Raw genomic sequence first — 16,273 nt, 5'->3', positions numbered from 1 at the left:
GGCTTGGCGCGCATTCTCTCAGAGCCTGCCCCCGCCCCGCCATGCTTTCGCATACTGGAGTCGATCATGAACACCCCGGAAATCTACGTTATCAGCGCCGTCCGTTCGGCCATCGGCACCTTTGGCGGCGCCCTCAAAGACCTGCCTCTGGCTGACCTGGCCACTGCAGTGACCCGCGCGGCCATCGAGCGCGCCGGTGTGGCGCCTGAGCAGATCGGCCATGTGGTCATGGGTAACGTGATTCCCACCGAAGCCCGCGATGCCTACTTGTCGCGTGTGGCCGCCATGAATGCCGGCATCCCCAAGGAAACCCCTGCCTTCAACGTCAACCGCCTCTGCGGCTCGGGCCTGCAAGCCATCATTTGCGCAGCCCAGAGCCTGCTGCTGGGCGACGCCGAAGCGGTCGTTGCCGCCGGTGCCGAATCCATGAGCCGCGGGCCTTACCTGCTGCCGCAGGCGCGCTGGGGCGCGCGCATGGGTGACCTGCAAGGCGTGGACTACATGCTCGGCGCCCTTCACGACCCCTTCGCCGGTTTCCACATGGGCATCACCGCCGAAAACGTTGCTGAGCGCAATGGCATCACCCGTCAGATGCAGGATGAACTGGCCCTGGTCAGCCAGCAGCGCGCTGCCCGCGCGATTGCCGAAGGCCGTTTCAACAGCCAGATCGTGCCAATCGATATTCCTGGCCGCAAAGGCACCGTGCGCTTTGAAATCGACGAGCACGTGCGCGGCGCAGTCACCACCGAGCAGCTGGCAGGCATGAAACCCGCCTTCAAGAAAGACGGCACCGTCACCGCCGGCAATGCCAGCGGCCTGAACGATGGCGCTGGCGCTCTGGTACTGGCGACCGGTGACTTCGTCAAACGCCATGGCCTCAAGCCATTGGCTCGCCTGGTCACTTACGCCCATGCCGGCGTCGAGCCGGAGTTGATGGGCCTGGGCCCGGTCCCGGCCACCCGCAAGGCCTTGGAAAAGGCCGGTCTGACTGTCGCCGACCTGGACGTCATCGAGTCCAATGAAGCCTTTGCCGCCCAGGCCTGCGCTGTAGCCGCTGAACTGGGCTTTGACCCGGAGAAGGTCAACCCCAACGGTTCGGGCATTTCCCTCGGCCATCCGGTCGGCGCTACCGGCGCAATCATCGCCACCAAGGCCATCCACGAGCTGCAGCGTATTGAAGGCCGCTACGCACTGGCGACCATGTGCATCGGCGGCGGTCAAGGCATCGCCGTGGTCTTCGAGCGCGTCTGAACCCAGGAGTTTTCAAGGTGAGTATTCAAAATATTGCAGTAATCGGCGCAGGCACCATGGGCAATGGCATTGCCCAGGTGTGTGCAGTGGCCGGTTACCAGGTCACCCTGGTCGATGTGTCCGACGCCGCGCTGGAGCGCGGCCTGGCCACTTTGCGCAAGAACCTGGAGCGCCAGGTCAGCAAACAGACCCTGGCCGCCGAAGATGCCGAAGCAGCGGTGGCGCGCATCCGCACCAGCACCGACTACGCTCAGTTGCAACAGGCGCATCTGGTGATCGAGGCCGCCACCGAAAACCTCGAGCTCAAACTGCGCATCCTCCAGCAGATCGCCGCCAGCGTCAGCAGCGACTGCGTGATTGCCACCAACACCTCGTCGCTGTCGATCACCCAGCTCGGCGCGGCGGTCAGCCAGCCTGAGCGCTTTATCGGCGTGCACTTCTTCAACCCGGTGCCGATGATGGCCCTGGTCGAGATCATTCGCGGCCTGCAAACCAGCGACGCGACCTACGCCAAGGCCCTGGCCCTGACCGAGCAGGTTGGCAAAACGCCGATCAGCGCCGGCAACCGCCCAGGCTTTGTGGTCAATCGCATCCTGGTGCCGATGATCAACGAAGCGGTCTTCGTTCTCCAGGAAGGTCTGGCCAACGCCGAAGACATTGATACCGGCATGCGCCTTGGCTGCAACCAGCCAATCGGCCCATTGGCCCTGGCCGACCTGATCGGCCTGGACACCCTGCTGGCGATCATGGAGGCCTTCCACGAAGGCTATAACGACAGCAAATACCGCCCTGCCCCCCTGCTCAAGGAAATGGTTGCCGCCGGCTACCTGGGTCGCAAGAGCGGTCGCGGTTTCTTCACCTACTGAGGAGCGAGCCGATGGACGCCGCTTTGCGCTGTGCGAACTTTGAAGAGCGGCGTGACAGGGCCCTGGCGCTGTTCGCCGAGAAGGGCTTTGGCCAGGTCAGCATGCGCGAGCTGGCCAGCCATCTGGGCTTGACTGCGGGGTCGTTGTATCACCACTTCCCCAGCAAGCAGGACCTGCTGTATGACCTGATCGAAGAGTTGTACGAGGAACTGCTTGCCACCCTCAACCGAGGGCGTCGCGTTCACCAGCAAACCCTGACTGAAGTAATTGCCGCGCACTGGGCGCTGCATGCCGAGCGCCCGTTGCAGTTTCGCCTGGCCGAACGTGACCAGTGTTGCTTGAGCCCTGACCAGCAAGCCCGTATTGGTCAATTGCGCCAACAGTATGAAGCGGCGCTGCTGCGCCTGATCGTGCCCAAGTCAACCTTGCGCGGCCAGGCCCTGGCCGCGACCGCCCATGTAATTGCCAACCTGCTCAACAGCCTGCCCAGCTGGCTGCAGGCATCGCAACTGCCTCAGGCTCAGGGCCTGGCCTTGATGGAAAGCATGTTGATGGGCGGGATCGAACGGACCTTGCGCGGCGAAAGCCTGAATACGATGGTGTGAGCGAATTCTGTCACTTGCTTAGTTGACGCCACCGGCCGAGGTCCCAAGGGTTATCGCCTGAATGCCGTTCATGATTTACGGTAAATCCGTTCTGGTTTGACCAAGGCCTGGAACTGCCCGGCATAGGCGGAAAAATCCAGGGTTTCCTTACTGCCCAGGAGCAGAAAGCCGCGGTGACAAAGCGATTCGTGAAACAGCCCGAACGCACGATCCTGCAAGGTCTTGTTGAAGTAGATCAGCACATTGCGGCAGGAGATCAGCTGGGTTTCGGAAAACACACTGTCAGTGGCCAGACTGTGGTCGGCGAAAGTCACGTTGTCGCGCAGGCTGCTGTCCACAATGGCGTTGCCGTAGGCGCAGGTGTAGTACTCACTGAAGTCGCGCTGGCCACCGGCTTTGCGGTAGTTCTCGGCGTACCCGCGCATGTTCTGCATCGAGTAGATGCCCTGTTTGGCCGTGCCCAGGGAACCGGGGTTGATGTCGGTAGCATAGATGATGGTGCGTTCCAGCAAGCCTTCTTCGTGCAGCAGGATGGCCAGCGAGTAGACCTCCTCGCCAGTGCTGCAGCCGGCAACCCAGACCTTCAGCGACGGCCAGGTACGCAGCAGCGGCACCACTTCCTGGCGCAGCGCCAGAAAGTGTTCCGGGTCGCGAAACATCTCGCTGACCGGAATGGTCAGGAACTGCAGCAACCGCATGAACATGCCAGGATCGTGCAATACCCGCTCCTGCAGCGCCGAGACCGTCTTGCACCCGAACTGGCGCACTGCATACAGGATCCGGCGCTTGATCGAAGCGTCGGAGTAGTCACGAAAGTCATAGCTGTACTTGAGGTAGATCGCCTCGATCAACAGCCGTATTTCGATGTCGGTATTACGCTCGATGGTCAAATTCGCTCCAGTTGCGGCAGCCAGACACGAATCAGCGAGAACAGACGGTCAAGGCCTATAGGTTTGGCCAGGTAATCATTGGCGCCAGCTTGCAGGCAACGTTGCTGGTCATCCTTCATGGCCTTGGCCGTCACCGCGATGATCGGCAGTTTGCGCCAGCGCGGTTGCTGGCGGATCAGGCGGATGGCTTCGTAGCCATCCATCTCCGGCATCATCACGTCCATCAGCACCAGGTCGATATCGATATGGTTCTCCAGTCGCTCGATGGCCTCGCGGCCATTACGGGCGATTTCGACGCTGGCGCCTTTGTGCTCAAGCGCGCTGGTCAGGGCGAAAATGTTACGTACATCATCGTCGACCAAGAGCAGTTTGCGCCCTTCGAAGACCTTGTCGCGACTGCGTGCGGCCTTGAGCATGCGCTGGCGCTCATCGGACAGCGTCGACTCGACTTTGTGCAAAAACAGTGTCACTTCATCCAGCAGCCGTTCCGGCGAGCGCGCGCCTTTGATAATGATTGAGCGCGAGTACTTGAGCAGGTCGGCCTCTTCATCGCGGGTCAGGTTGCGCCCGGTATAGACGATCACCGGCGGGAAGGCGCGGATATCTTCAGACGACATGCGCTTGAGTAACTCATTGCCGAGCATGTCCGGTAGTTTCAGGTCGATGATCATGCAGTCGTAGATGTTCTCGCGCAGCAGGTCCAGGGCTTCCTGAGCCAGGCCGACAGCGGTGATCTCGATGTCATCGTCGCCAATCAGCCGAGCGATACTCTCGCGTTGCAAGTCATCGTCTTCGACCAGCAGGATGTGCTTGAGTTTCTGGGTCAGTTTGGCTTCCAGGCGCGCGAACACCGCTTTGAGTTCTTCACGGCTGGTGGGTTTCACCGCATAGCCAACGGCGCCCAGGTGCATGGCCGCCTCCATCCGGTCTTCGACGGAAATAATGTGCACCGGAACGTGACGAGTGCTGGCCTGCTCCTTGAGCCGTTGCAACACAGTCAGGCCGGAGTGATCCGGCAGGCGCATGTCGAGCAGGATAGCGTCGGGGATGAACCCTGCAGCCAGCTCAAAGCCTTCGTCGGCGGTCTGGGCGACCAGGCAGCTGTAACCCAGCTCGTGGGCAAGGTCAAAGAGAATGCGGGCGAAATTGGGCTCATCTTCGATCACCAGAATACAGCGGTTGCTGAACGGCGCCAGGGCCCGGTCGTCAGCAAATGCCGGTGTGCAGCGCGCAACCACAGGCATGTCGGCCGGTACCTCGGGCTCTGGCTCAGCCGTTGCAGAAAGGGACGAACTGATGATCAGCGCCGGCTCCTGGTCGATGATCGGCTCATAGCGTTCCGGCAGGATCAGGCTGAACACACTGCCCTTACCCAGGCTGCTGTCGACACTGATCTGCCCCCCGAGCAATTGCGCCAGATCGCGGGAGATCGACAAGCCCAGGCCGGTGCCACCATAACGTCGATTGCTGGTGCCATCGGCCTGGTGAAAGGCTTCGAAAATACGCTGTTGCTGATCGGCAGCGATGCCGATACCGCTGTCGCGCACGGCGAACACTATGCCGGTACCCGGCTGCAGGCTGACAGTGAGGCTCACCTGGCCTTTTTCGGTGAACTTCACGGCATTGGACAGCAGGTTCTTGAGGATCTGCTCCAGGCGCTGGCGGTCGGTGTACAACGTACTCGGCACCTGGGGTTCGACAACTACGCTGAAGCGCAGCTGCTTGTCGCTGGCCAGCGGTTCGAACAGCGATTTCAGGCCTTCGATCAGACGCGCCGCCTGGGTAGTCTGCGGGCGTACTTCAAGCTTGCCGGCCTCGACCTTGGCAATATCGAGAATGTCGTTGATCAGGTTGAGCAGGTCGTTGCCCGCCGAGTAAATCGACTCGGCAAATTTGACCTGTTCTTCGCTGAGATTCTCCTGAGCGTTCTCCGCCAGCAATTTGGCCAGGATCAACGAACTGTTCAGCGGTGTACGCAACTCGTGAGACATGTTGGCGAGAAACTCGGACTTGTAGTTGCTGGAGCGCTGCAACGCCTCGGCACGCGCCTGTAGCTCGGCCTGGGCCTGGTTCAGTTCGCTGTTCTTGCGGTTCAACGCATCGCGCTGCTCGGCCAGGGCCTGGGTGCGTTCGGCCAGTTGCTCATTGGTCTGTTCAAGTTCGGCTTGCTGGATTTCCAGATGGGCCTGGGACTCCTGGAGTACCCGCGACTGTTCTTCGAGCTCCTCGTTGGCGGATTTCAGCTCTTCCTGCTGCACCTGCAACTCTTCGTTGAGCTGCTGGGTTTCGGCCAGCACGTCCTGCAAGCGTTGACGATAGCGCGCACTTTCAATGGAGGTGCCGAGGTTTTCAGCAACCAACTCAAGCAGCTCGATATCGCGGTCAGTCAACGGACGCAGGAAACCCAGCTCGACCACGCCGTTGATTTGCCCGTCGTTGCTGGCCGGCACCACCAGCACACTACGCGGCAACCCTTCACCCAGGCCGGTGTTGACCTTGAAGTAGTCCTCTGGCACGTCATCAAGGCGCAACAGACGCCCCTGGCTCACCGCCTGGGCAAGCAGGCCTTGCTGATGACCGATCAGCTGTTCGCGGGCTTCTTGTTCAGCAGAGAAGCCGTAGCTTGCCACCCGCCGCAGGCCACCTTGTTCATCTCGTACGTAAAGCGCCGCCACCACACTGCCCAGGTAGGTGGCGAAAAAGCGCAGGATATTGTTGCCCAGCATCGGCAGCGTCAGTTGCCCGAGCACCTGTTCGGCCAGTTGCGTCTGCCCGCTGCGTAACCAGGCTTGCTGCTCCAGGCGCTGGGTCGAGCGTTGCTGGGCTTGCAGATTACCGGTGTAGCTGGAGGACAACGCCAGCAGATCGCGCCGCCCGAGGAACGCCAACAAAGCGCTGAGCAGGATGATGAATATCAGATATACGGAAATCGCCACCAGCGTCAGGGTGCTGACCTGTTCGTTGCGGGCGACTCGCAGCTGTTGCTCCATACCGATGAATGTATCGAATTCCTTGCGAATCTCGTCGGTGATGCGCTTGCCGCGACCGGCCCGAATCGGTTCCTGGTAGTCACTGCCCTGACGGCGCAGACTGATTATCTGACTGGCAAAGGCATTCCACTCTTGCTGCAACGCCATCAAGCGCTCCAGCCGGTCGACCTGCTGCGGATTGTCAGTCACCATCGTCTGCAGGCTCATCAGGCCGGACAGCACTTGTGGCTTGGCCACCTCGTAAGGTTCGAGAAAGCGCTCGTCGCCGGTGATCAGGAAGCCGCGCATGCCGGTTTCCATATCGATCGACAGTTTGACCGCCTCGTTGGCGTTGTTGATCACCCGGTCGGTATGTTCCACCCACTGAATGGCCGACAACAGGTAATTGATCATTGCTACGAACACTACAGCGCTGAGCAGGCCAACCCCCAGAGGCAGGCCAATGTTGCGGCTCAGCAGCTTGCGAAAGCTTTGCTGGTCTATCGAGGCTGGTTGAATCATCACAAACATCCGAGCAAGTGAATCAATCAAAAGAAGCGGGGCGGCTTTTCGAGTAATTGTTCTATTTTCCGCTACGAAGGCGATCCCTGAGACCTTCTTGCCATGAGTCTAAACAGCTTTAGCGCTTCTGGCAGGGCACTTAGCCAGCATTTGAGGCCAACCTTGGCCAATCGTTCCCTACGGCTGTGCAGATCGCTATTGTGCAGAACACGTCGAAGTGCCAAAGGGCACGCACCTGATCGGCAAACCGTTCAGCATCGATCAGTTACGCGACAAGGTGCAAAGCATCCTATCTGCGTAATCCATTGTAGAATAGGCACTTTTTCCAAGGCCTTTTCCCCTCATGCTCAAGCCCGCCCTCAACGTCCTGGTCATCGGTTACGTCTGGCCCGAACCGCGCTCCTCGGCCGCCGGCGGGCACATGATGCAGATCCTCGAAAGCTTCGTGCAGCGAGGCTGGCGCGTAACCTTCAGCAGCCCGGCGACCATCGGCGAGCACAAGGCGGACCTTGCCGAACTGGGTATCGCCGAACAGGCCATCACCCTCAATGACAGCAGTTTCGACCAGTTCGTCAGTGAACTGGCCCCCGATGTGGTGCTGTTCGACCGCTTCATGATGGAAGAGCAATTCGGCTGGCGTGTGGAAAAACACTGCCCCGACGCCTTGCGCGTGCTGGAAACCTCGGACCTGCAAAGCCTGCGTGACGCCCGCCAGCAACTGCTGCGCCGCCGCCTGATCGAAGGGCTGGACCCCAACGACTTTCGGGCGCTGTTCGCCACCCCCGGCCCCGAGCTGTATCGGCAAATGGCCACGGCCGACCTGACCCTGCGCGAACTGGCGGCCATCTACCGTAGCGACCTGAGCCTGATGATCTCGGACGTCGAGATCGACCTGTTGCTCAACGGTTTCGGCGTGCCCGAGCACCTGCTGCACTGGTGCCCGCTGATGGTCGATGTGCCCAGCGCAGCGTTCAAGCCTTACGACGAGCGTGCCCACTTCCTGAGCATCGGCAACTTCCGCCACGCCCCCAACTGGGATGCCGTGCTGTGGATGAAGAACACCCTGTGGCCCATCATCCGCCGCCGCCTGCCTCAGGCCCAGTTGCACATCTACGGCGCCTACACGCCACCGAAAGCCACGGCGCTGCACAAGCCTGGCGAAGGCTTTCATATCATGAATTGGGCCGAGGACGCCCTGGAGGTGATGAGCAATGCGCGTATTTGCCTGGCACCGCTGCGTTTCGGCGCCGGGATCAAGGGCAAACTGACCGACGCCATGCTCTGCGGCACCCCAAGCGTGACCACGCCAATCGGCGCCGAAGCCATGCACGGCGCCCTGCCCTGGCCAGGCGCTGTGGCCAGTACCGCCGAAGCGCTGGCCGAGGCTGCAGTGCAGCTGTACAACGACCCGGCACGCTGGCAGCAAGCGCAACAACAGGGATTGCAGCTACTTGCGGCGCGTTATGACCGGCGCCAGCACAGCACCGCTCTGGTCGAACGCATCGAGTACGCGCTGAGCGACCTGGACCAGCATCGACTGTTCAACTTCACCGGGGCTATGCTGCGTCACCACCAGCACAAGAGTACCCAGTACATGGCGCAATGGATCGAGGCGAAGAACCGCCTGGCTACAGCGGCCGACGCAGCAGATAAGTGTCCATGATCCAGCCCTTGCGCACGCGCGCCTGTTCGCGCTGCTGAAGAATCTGTTGGCGCACCGCCTGCAAGGGCCCGGCAATGAGGATCTCGTCGGCGGTACCGAGGTAGGCGCCCCAGTAAATCAGCAGCTCAGGGTCGTCGAGCATGGCGAACGCGCATTGACCGTCGAGCATCACTACCAGGTTGTCGATCCGTGACTGCCCAGCCAGGCGCCGCCCCGGCAGTAGGGTCACTGGCTCGCCAATACGGTTCAAAGGAATCCGGTGACGGGCGGCCAGGGCCTGTACGCTGCTGATACCGGGAATGACTTCAAGCTCGATGCCGACACCTGCGGCCTGCACCAGATCCAGGATGCGCAAGGTGCTGTCATACAGGGTCGGCTCGCCCCAAAGCAGGAACGCGCCACACTCGCCTTCGGCCAGTTCGCTTTCGATTAATCGGGCATAGAGCGTGGCGCGTTTCTGGTGCCAGTCATGCACCGCACCGACGTAGTCGCTGGCAGCACCATCACGCTGCGGATCCTCGACCTGCACCAGGCGATAGCCCGGTTGCTGGATATAGCGCTCGAGGATGTCCTTGCGCAGCTGCAGCAGCTCATCCTTGACCGCACCTTTGTCGAGGACGAAGAACACCTGGGCACGGTTCAGCGCATCAACGGCCTCAAAGGTGATCTGGCGCGGATTGCCCGGCCCGATACCGATCAACAACAGCTGTTTCATTGCGGTTCATTCCATGGCTCGGCCAGCCACCATTGTCGGCTGACCGAGGGGCAGTGGCAATGCGCTGCTTACCAGATCGAGAAGTTGTAGCTGACGATTACCCGCGTTTCGTCCATATCCCGCGCCCACTTCTCGTAGTTGCTGCGGTAGGTGGAGTTACGCAGGCGCACGCTGACGTCCTTGAAGGTGCCGCTCTGGACCTGGTACTTGAGCTCGCTGTCGCGCTCCCACTCCTTGCCCTCGACCAGGCTGCCCGGGACCTTGATATGGTCTCCGTTGATATAGCGGGTGAAGAAGCTCAAGCCCGGCACACCGAGGGCCTTGAAGTCGTAGTCATAGCGCAACTGCCAGGAGCGCTCCTGGGCGGCGGCGAAGTCGTTGACCTGGGCGTAGTTGACCAGGTACGGATTGCTGCCATCGAGGTACGGCATGGCATTTTCGCCATACATGCGTTGCCAGCCGGCGCTTACCTTGTGCCCGCCCAAGCTGTAGCCGAGCATGCCGCTGAAAGCGCGGTGGTCAATATCACCGGCACGGGCATTGCCGATGTCATCGCTCTTGATCAGGCGCAAGTCGGCCGACAGACTGCCGACGCTAAGCGGCTGGCTGGCCACCACACCGAAGAAGTGTTGACGGTAGATGTTTTCCAGCTTGGCCATCTGGTACTGGGCGCTCAGCCGTTCATTGAACTTGTAATCGACGCCAGCCATGTCGAAGTGATCGGCGGTGACATTGCAGGCATAGCGTTTGTTCTTGCAATGCACGCGAATGTCCTGGCGATCGCTGGAGTCACGCGCAGTGTACTTGTCCAGACGGGCAACGCTGAATTTGAGGTTATTGATCTCCTCGGAAGTGAGCATCGCTCCCTGGAACATCGTCGGCAGCAAGCGGCCGTCGTTGTATTTGAGCAGCGGCATGTCCGGCAGCATCGAGCCGTATTTGAGTACGGTCTTCGAATAGCGCATTTTCGCGGCCAGGCCCAGTTTGGCGTATTGATCCACCGACTTACGCGGGTCATGGCCGTTGGACGGCAGCAAGCCACTGTTGCTGTCCGCCGGACTGGAGTCGAGCTTGATCCCGAGCATGCCCAGGGCATCGGCACCAAAGCCTAGAGGGCCCTGGGTATAACCGGACTGCACATTGAGAATGAATCCCTGGGCCCATTCTTCGCGTTTCGAAGCGCCCTGACTGGAACTGACATGACCATCACGAAAATCGCGATTGAAATAGACATTGCGTGCTTCGACTTTGGCACTGCTGTCTTCAAGAAAACCGGCAGCCTGAGTCGAAGCGGCAGTGAACATCGCGAGCAGACCGGCAAGGCCGCGCCGGGGCGCAAGGGGGAAAGGGGCAAACATCAGAAGCACAATCCGAAAGAGTGACAAAAAACAACCGGCCGCCGTCCAGGCAGCGGCAATGCATCCAGCGCCAATAAAGCTCAAGGCTGACCGAAAATTATCTCAAAACCGCTCTAGACCGGGCCACTGGACCTTGGTCTTAGGCGTTTGACGGGCAATCGACTAGTTGTTTCGTATTAACGCGCGGGCAAGTAAGAAAGTTCCATTGCAGCAAAGTTAAATTTCATATGTTTACCCGCCGCCCTGGGACTACTACACTCTTATTAGTGTGATGTTGTGCCCAACCCAGTGCTCGCTGCGTTATTCAGGTTACTCCTCGTTTTTACGCGTGCCGGGCCACTGCAGACATAAAGGAGTGATGACAGTGTCCAGACTTGCAGAGTTTCGCGCGGCCGAAAAAGCGCTTCAAGAACAGATGGCGCAACTGGAGGCGCTGAAAAAGGACGCCGGCCTCAAGCGCGAAATCGAGTTCGAACGCAAACTTGTCGAGCTGATGAACAGCTATGGCAAAAACCTGCGCGATATCATTTCCATTCTCGACCCCAAAGCCGTGGCCAAAGGTGTGGTGAACGCACCGAAAACACGCCGGGCAAGGGTGGTCAAAGTGTATGAGAACCCTCACACCGGTGAGCTGATCGAAACCAAAGGTGGCAACCACCGTGGCCTCAAAGCCTGGAAAGAACAGTACGGGGCGAAAACCGTCGACAGCTGGTTGCGTTCGTGAAAGCGTTCTTCACACTTTTTTCACATCCATTCAATCAGGATGAAGACCGCTAACGGAATAGCGCCCCATACGCCCGCCTCGGCGGGCTTCTAATGCTTGCGCCCCGCCCTTCACAGGCGGGGCGCAATTCGTTTGCGCAATTGTTTCAGTTCCGTATCATGTGGCCCTGACTGTCTTGCTGGTATTGCTGTTGCCAGCCTCTTCAAGCGGAGTGCCCATGAGCCTGAACCATCTCGACACCCTTGCTGGTGTCACCGCGCAACCGGATGCCGCGACCCTGAATTTTGTCTTCAACCACACCATGCTGCGGGTCAAGGACGTTGCCAAATCCCTGGACTTCTACACCCGCGTCCTGGGTTTCAGCCTGGTCGAAAAGCGCGACTTCCCTGAAGCCGAGTTCAGCCTGTATTTCCTTGCGCTGGTCGACAAAGCGCAGATTCCTGCCGATGCCGTCAAACGCACTGAGTGGATGAAGTCGATCCCCGGCATCCTCGAACTGACCCACAACCATGGCACTGAAAACGACGCGGATTTTGCCTACCACAACGGCAATACCGAGCCACGCGGTTTTGGCCACATCTGCATCTCGGTACCGGATATTCGCGCTGCCTGCGAGCGCTTTGAGCAACTGGGCGTGACCTTCCAGAAACGCCTGAGCGACGGCCGGATGAAGCACCTGGCCTTCATCAAGGACCCGGACGATTACTGGGTTGAGATTATCCAGCCAAGCGAGTTCTAAGCAGCCCATCGCGATTGCATACGTTCGTCGGCCCGGGCCACCCCGGGCCACTGCTGTGGTATACACAAAAAAGCACCTGCACGAGGAGCTTTTGAAAACGGCGAGCCACCGGTACCCAGCAGCGAGGTCAGGACGATGAAAACCCTTCAGTGCGTGCATCGCAACCACACCATCACCGCCAGCGTCGAAACCCATGACGGCATCCCCACACCGTATGCCGGCGGTTGCCTGATCACCGATCCCGAAGGCCACACCAGCCGGCGTCTGCCGCTACCACTAAAGATGGCCTATCTGGCCGACCTGGAAAATGCCCAGCATGCGTCGCTTGCGCATGGCAAGTGGCTGGTCGATCAGCAATTGGACAAACGTCAGCACCTGTTCTGACCGGGTGGGTCAATCACCGGGCAACTCTCCTGGCTGTCAGGCAGCCCCAAACCATAATCCCCCTGCACGTTCCAGTCGTCACCGAACACCTCTGCCGGGTGCATGGTCCGGTCAGCACCATTGCCACAAGCCAGGGCATTCGCCGCGCAATAACGGTCGCAACCCCAACAGATACGTTCGGGATGTTTCGGGCTGACGGGAAAGGGCTTGGCCATGAAGTTCCCCAGGCAAGCTATGGGCGAGCTTCCACCTTATTGCCTCGGCATGGCTTTGCCCTTGATGCGGATCAAGGGTGCTGACGGATTGTCGTTAAAATTGATAATAATCATTATTATTCACGCAGAAGCTTCCTAGACTCGGGCTCCCACTCGTCAGCACCCAGGAAGTCGTCATGCGTACCCCCTTCTCGCTGTCACTCGCCTTGTTCCTGATCACCCCGCTGGCCCTGGCCAAGGAGTATCCCATCGGCGAGCCGCAACTGTGTCCGGGCCTTGAGGTCGGTGCGGTGTACCTGCAGCCGATCGAAATGGCCCCGGCCGGCATGATGCGCCCCACCGCCGATTCCGATATCCACCTGGAAGCCGATATCCGCGCCACCGCAGACAATCGTCAAGGCTTCCAGGAAGGCAGTTTCGTGCCCTACCTGAATGTCGCTTTCAGCCTGAAAAAACAAGGCAGCGACACACCTGCCAGTGGTGAATTCCATGCCATGGTCGCCAACGATGGCCCGCATTATGGCGATAACGTCAAACTCCAAGGTCCGGGCAAATACCAACTGACCTTCACCCTACTGCCTCCGGGCGGTCATGCTTCGCTGGGACGCCACACCGACAAGGAAACCGGCGTCGAGCCCTGGTTCGAGCGCTGCGAACTGCAGTACACCTTCGTCTACGCCGGGATTGGCAAGAAAGGCGGCTACTGAATGAACGCCCGCCTCCACCAGCGCCTGGCCTGGTTGATTCTGGCCGGCGCCCCCACACCGCTGACTGCGGCACCGCTGCCAAGCTACGAGCTGATCTTGCGTGATGGTCACTTCACCCCCGCTGTGCTGGAAGTTCCCGCCGGGCAACGCTTCAAGATCGTCCTGAAGAATCAGGGCGAAGGCCCGGCAGAGTTCGAAAGTACGCCCTTGCGGGTAGAGAAAGTGCTGTCGCCGCGAGTGACGACCTTTGTCGTCATTCACCCGCTCAGGCCTGGCCGCTACCCGTTCTTCGACGAATTCAATCCGCATCTGCCCGAGGGCGCCATCCTCGCGCAGTAACCGGGATGTGCAGGGAGTCTTGATGAATCAAGTACTGTTTATTGTCTGGCGCGAAAGCGTCGAGGCGCTGCTGGTGATCGGTATCCTCCAGGCCTGGGCCAGCCAACAGGAACGCAGCCAACGCCTGCTCAAGTACCTGTGGACGGGCGTCGCCCTGGGCTTGCTGCTTTCGGGCTTGCTGGCACTGATGATCCTGTTTGCCGGTGACGCCATGAGCGGCGCTGCCAGCGAATGGTTCCAGGCCGGTCTGGCATTGGTAGCCAGCCTGCTGATGGTACAGATGGTCGCCTGGATGCACCGTCATGCACGCACACTCAAAGATGATCTGAGGCATCACGCTGACCAGCAACTTGCACGCCAGGGCGGTATTGGCTTGTTGTTGCTGGCCATGCTTGCAGTCAGCCGCGAAGGGAGTGAAAGCGTGGTCTTTCTGTATGGCGCCGGTGCTCGACTACAAGGTCTACCGCTGGTGCAATTTTTCATCGCAGCCATAGCCGGGCTGCTGCTGTCTGGGATGACCCTTGCCCTGTTGCACAGCAGTCGACGGCTCATTGCATGGCGACATTTCTTTGGCCTGAGTGAAGCGCTGTTGCTGCTGCTCGCTGCGGCCTTGCTGGTCAGCGCGACCGAGCGGGTCGGCGGTCAACTGCTGGCCATGGCGTTACCGGAGATGGCCTATACCCTCGTTGGCGACGCTCTCTGGGACAGCAGCAGACTGCTCAGCGACAGCCAGGGCCTGGGCGCCTTTCTCGCCGGGTTTGCCGGCTACCGCGCCACGCCCAGCGCCCTGACCCTGCTGGTGTTGAGCGGTTACTGGCTAAGCGTCGGGTGCTGGCTGCTCCAGCGCAAAACAGGCAGTGCCGCATGTCCAGCCTGAGTGTGCACAATCGCTGGTTGCAGCGCTTGGGTGACAGCATGCGCCGCCATGCCGGCGTAATCCGCACCCTGCAGTGGACGGTGGTGCTGTTCTACGCCGTGCTGCTGATATTACCCGCACTACTGCCGCTGCCCGGTAGCCAGGCGCGGATGCTGGACAACCTGACCCTGTTCGCCCAGTTCCTGTTCTGGGGCCTCTGGTGGCCATTCGTGCTGCTGTCGATCGTGCTGTTTGGCCGGCTCTGGTGCGGTGTGCTGTGCCCGGAAGGCGCCCTGAGCGAATGGGCCAGCCAGTATGGCCGGGGCATGGGCGTGCCACGCTGGCTGCGCTGGGGCGGCTGGCCGACCCTGGCGTTCTGCCTGACCACCCTCTATGGCCAGCTGATCAGCGTGTACGACTACGCCCAGGCGGCATTGCTGATTCTGGGCGGTTCGACGCTGGCGGCAATTGGCATCGGTTTACTGTTCGCCCGCGGCAAGCGCGTCTGGTGTCGCTACTTGTGCCCGGTCAGTGGCGTCTTTGCCCTGCTCGCGCGCCTTGCACCCGTGCACTTTCAGGTCGATGAACAGCGCTGGAAAGAAAACGCCGCACCGCGCCTGCCATCGCCCAACTGCGCGCCGCTTCTGGACATTCGCCGTCTGCAGGGCGCCAGCGACTGTCATGCCTGTGGCCGCTGCAGCGGGCAACGCGGTGCGGTACAACTGATTGCCCGCTCCAGCAACGAGGAAATCCTGCATTCGGCCACGCGAACACCACCACCCTGGGATAGCCGCTTGCTGCTGTTCGGCGTCATCGGCCTGGCCATGGGCGCATTCCAGTGGACCGTCAGCCCCTGGTTCATCGCCCTCAAGCAATACCTGGCACAGTGGCTGGTAGCGCGCGATGCGCTCTGGCCTTTGCAAGACAACGCCCCTTGGTGGCTGCTGACCCATTACCCACAGCTCAACGACAGTTTCAGCTGGCTGGACGGCTTGAGTATCGTCTTGTACCTGAGCACGTGTGCCCTGCTGGTGGGCGGCGGCTTGCTGGTTTTGCTGCGTCTGGCAGCAAGACTGGCGGGCAGGCCCGAGCTGTACGGAGCTCTGAGCTTGGCCCTCACGCCTCTGGGGGGCGCCGGACTGTTTCTCGGCTTGTCGGCAACCACGGTGAAGCTGCTGCGTTATGAAGGTCTACTGCTGGATTGGGTACAACCGGCCAGGGCCGTACTGTTGATCGCAGCCATGGCCTGGAGTGCTTGGTTGGGCTGCAAGCTGCTGGCACGCCAGGACACTGCCCTGTCCCGCCGCTGCACCGCCAGCGCTTGCCTGCTGACAGCCATCGCCACGGTGGGCTATGGCTGGTGGTTGCAGTTCTGGGGTTGGCTCTAGCCCGGATGCCGATAAGCTCTGGTAGTATTTACACGGGACGAAAAAAAGAGGCCTAAGCCTCTTTTTTCAGGATCTGAAGATC

The 16,273-nt window shown here is 60.4% G+C and carries 15 protein-coding genes and 3 pseudogenes; 12 read left to right on the top strand and 6 right to left on the bottom strand.

Translation table 11 applies throughout. The annotated features are described in order from the left end of the window. Window positions 1–66 precede the first annotated feature (66 nt). The 3 genes from C6382_RS03490 to C6382_RS03480 are packed head-to-tail and all read left to right on the top strand — an operon-like array spanning window position 67 to window position 2,722. Window positions 67–1,251, top strand: a complete 1,185-nt coding sequence (locus C6382_RS03490; protein WP_107023147.1) for an acetyl-CoA C-acyltransferase family protein — start codon at window positions 67–69, stop codon at window positions 1,249–1,251. Between the two features lie 17 nt (window positions 1,252–1,268). Next, on the top strand, window positions 1,269–2,117 hold the full coding sequence (locus tag C6382_RS03485; protein WP_107023146.1) for a 3-hydroxybutyryl-CoA dehydrogenase: 849 nt from the start codon (window positions 1,269–1,271) through the stop codon (window positions 2,115–2,117). Between the two features lie 11 nt (window positions 2,118–2,128). Further along, window positions 2,129–2,722, top strand: coding sequence for a TetR/AcrR family transcriptional regulator (locus tag C6382_RS03480; protein ID WP_107023145.1), 594 nt, complete (start codon window positions 2,129–2,131; stop codon window positions 2,720–2,722). A gap of 68 nt (window positions 2,723–2,790) precedes the next feature. On the opposite strand, the gene C6382_RS03475 is transcribed toward C6382_RS03480, so the two are convergent. The 3 genes and pseudogenes from C6382_RS03475 to C6382_RS24560 all read right to left on the bottom strand — a co-directional run. Next, window positions 2,791–3,612, bottom strand: a complete 822-nt coding sequence (locus tag C6382_RS03475) for a protein-glutamate O-methyltransferase CheR (protein ID WP_107023144.1) — start codon at window positions 3,610–3,612, stop codon at window positions 2,791–2,793. Next, a pseudogene (locus C6382_RS24565) lies at window positions 3,609–4,835 on the bottom strand (response regulator); the annotation flags it as partial. The pseudogene C6382_RS24565 and the gene C6382_RS03475, both read right to left, overlap by 4 nt. 104 nt (window positions 4,836–4,939) lie before the next feature. Further along, window positions 4,940–7,103, bottom strand: a pseudogene (locus C6382_RS24560) (CHASE3 domain-containing protein); the annotation flags it as partial. Between the two features lie 202 nt (window positions 7,104–7,305). On the opposite strand from C6382_RS24560, the pseudogene C6382_RS24270 reads away from it, so the two are divergent. Both C6382_RS24270 and C6382_RS03460 read left to right on the top strand, forming a co-directional pair. Continuing rightward, a pseudogene (locus C6382_RS24270) lies at window positions 7,306–7,404 on the top strand (response regulator); the annotation flags it as partial. 42 nt (window positions 7,405–7,446) lie between these two features. Beyond that, window positions 7,447–8,766 (top strand): glycosyltransferase, encoded by a 1,320-nt coding sequence (locus C6382_RS03460; RefSeq protein WP_107023143.1) that lies wholly within the window; start codon window positions 7,447–7,449, stop codon window positions 8,764–8,766. Here the strand turns inward: C6382_RS03460 and cobF are convergent. Continuing rightward, window positions 8,732–9,481 carry a precorrin-6A synthase (deacetylating) gene (gene cobF / locus C6382_RS03455; RefSeq protein WP_107023142.1) on the bottom strand — a complete coding sequence of 250 codons (750 nt, stop codon included), beginning with the start codon at window positions 9,479–9,481 and terminating at the stop codon, window positions 8,732–8,734. The two genes, C6382_RS03460 and cobF, sit on opposite strands and share 35 nt — an antisense overlap. 68 nt (window positions 9,482–9,549) lie before the next feature. Continuing rightward, on the bottom strand, window positions 9,550–10,839 hold the full coding sequence (locus tag C6382_RS03450) for an OprD family porin (protein ID WP_107023141.1): 1,290 nt from the start codon (window positions 10,837–10,839) through the stop codon (window positions 9,550–9,552). Window positions 10,840–11,203: 364 nt separating this feature from the next. Here C6382_RS03450 and C6382_RS03445 point away from each other — a divergent pair, with 364 nt between their 5' ends. The 3 genes from C6382_RS03445 (at window position 11,204) to C6382_RS03435 (ending at window position 12,686) form a co-directional block, all read left to right on the top strand. Continuing rightward, a complete protein-coding gene (locus C6382_RS03445) occupies window positions 11,204–11,563 on the top strand; it encodes a histone-like nucleoid-structuring protein, MvaT/MvaU family (protein ID WP_107023140.1) in 360 nt (119 codons plus the stop codon). Window positions 11,564–11,780: 217 nt separating this feature from the next. After that, the gene (gene gloA, locus C6382_RS03440; protein ID WP_107023139.1) at window positions 11,781–12,302 is read left to right on the top strand and encodes a lactoylglutathione lyase; all 522 of its coding nucleotides are present in this window, start codon (window positions 11,781–11,783) and stop codon (window positions 12,300–12,302) included. A gap of 135 nt (window positions 12,303–12,437) precedes the next feature. Beyond that, window positions 12,438–12,686 carry a hypothetical protein gene (locus tag C6382_RS03435; RefSeq protein ID WP_107023138.1) on the top strand — a complete coding sequence of 83 codons (249 nt, stop codon included), beginning with the start codon at window positions 12,438–12,440 and terminating at the stop codon, window positions 12,684–12,686. Here C6382_RS03435 and C6382_RS03430 read toward each other — a convergent pair. After that, window positions 12,671–12,901, bottom strand: a complete 231-nt coding sequence (locus C6382_RS03430) for a DUF3079 domain-containing protein (RefSeq protein WP_107023137.1) — start codon at window positions 12,899–12,901, stop codon at window positions 12,671–12,673. The two genes, C6382_RS03435 and C6382_RS03430, sit on opposite strands and share 16 nt — an antisense overlap. Before the next feature lie 176 nt (window positions 12,902–13,077). Between C6382_RS03430 and C6382_RS03425 the strand changes: the two genes are divergently transcribed. The 4 genes from C6382_RS03425 to C6382_RS03410 are packed head-to-tail and all read left to right on the top strand — an operon-like array spanning window position 13,078 to window position 16,191. Further along, complete coding sequence (locus C6382_RS03425; protein WP_107023136.1) at window positions 13,078–13,608, top strand: iron transporter; 531 nt, start codon at window positions 13,078–13,080, stop codon at window positions 13,606–13,608. Next, a complete protein-coding gene (locus C6382_RS03420; protein ID WP_107023135.1) occupies window positions 13,609–13,947 on the top strand; it encodes a cupredoxin domain-containing protein in 339 nt (112 codons plus the stop codon). A gap of 22 nt (window positions 13,948–13,969) precedes the next feature. Continuing rightward, window positions 13,970–14,824 carry an FTR1 family protein gene (locus C6382_RS03415; protein WP_107023134.1) on the top strand — a complete coding sequence of 285 codons (855 nt, stop codon included), beginning with the start codon at window positions 13,970–13,972 and terminating at the stop codon, window positions 14,822–14,824. Next, the gene (locus tag C6382_RS03410; RefSeq protein ID WP_107023133.1) at window positions 14,812–16,191 is read left to right on the top strand and encodes a 4Fe-4S binding protein; all 1,380 of its coding nucleotides are present in this window, start codon (window positions 14,812–14,814) and stop codon (window positions 16,189–16,191) included. Before C6382_RS03415 ends, C6382_RS03410 begins: the two co-directional genes overlap by 13 nt. Window positions 16,192–16,273: the final 82 nt, after the last annotated feature.

This window comes from Pseudomonas sp. BBP2017 (assembly GCF_003024385.1).
GTDB lineage: Bacteria > Pseudomonadota > Gammaproteobacteria > Pseudomonadales > Pseudomonadaceae > Aquipseudomonas.
Note: the sequence above shows the minus strand (reverse complement) of the source record. Positions and strands in the feature narration are given on the sequence as shown.

Bases quoted from the DNA above. Each gene is read 5' to 3' on its own strand.
- C6382_RS03490 (WP_107023147.1), top strand. From the start codon at position 67: ATGAACACCCCGGAAATCTACGTTATCAGCGCCGTCCGTTCGGCCATC.
- C6382_RS03480 (WP_107023145.1), top strand. From the start codon at position 2,129: ATGGACGCCGCTTTGCGCTGTGCGAACTTTGAAGAGCGGCGTGACAGG.
- C6382_RS03460 (WP_107023143.1), top strand. From the start codon at position 7,447: ATGCTCAAGCCCGCCCTCAACGTCCTGGTCATCGGTTACGTCTGGCCC.
- cobF (WP_107023142.1), bottom strand. From the start codon at position 9,481: ATGAAACAGCTGTTGTTGATCGGTATCGGGCCGGGCAATCCGCGCCAG.
- C6382_RS03450 (WP_107023141.1), bottom strand. From the start codon at position 10,839: ATGTTTGCCCCTTTCCCCCTTGCGCCCCGGCGCGGCCTTGCCGGTCTG.
- gloA (WP_107023139.1), top strand. From the start codon at position 11,781: ATGAGCCTGAACCATCTCGACACCCTTGCTGGTGTCACCGCGCAACCG.
- C6382_RS03435 (WP_107023138.1), top strand. From the start codon at position 12,438: ATGAAAACCCTTCAGTGCGTGCATCGCAACCACACCATCACCGCCAGC.
- C6382_RS03430 (WP_107023137.1), bottom strand. From the start codon at position 12,901: ATGGCCAAGCCCTTTCCCGTCAGCCCGAAACATCCCGAACGTATCTGT.
- C6382_RS03425 (WP_107023136.1), top strand. From the start codon at position 13,078: ATGCGTACCCCCTTCTCGCTGTCACTCGCCTTGTTCCTGATCACCCCG.
- C6382_RS03420 (WP_107023135.1), top strand. From the start codon at position 13,609: ATGAACGCCCGCCTCCACCAGCGCCTGGCCTGGTTGATTCTGGCCGGC.
- C6382_RS03415 (WP_107023134.1), top strand. From the start codon at position 13,970: ATGAATCAAGTACTGTTTATTGTCTGGCGCGAAAGCGTCGAGGCGCTG.
- C6382_RS03410 (WP_107023133.1), top strand. From the start codon at position 14,812: ATGTCCAGCCTGAGTGTGCACAATCGCTGGTTGCAGCGCTTGGGTGAC.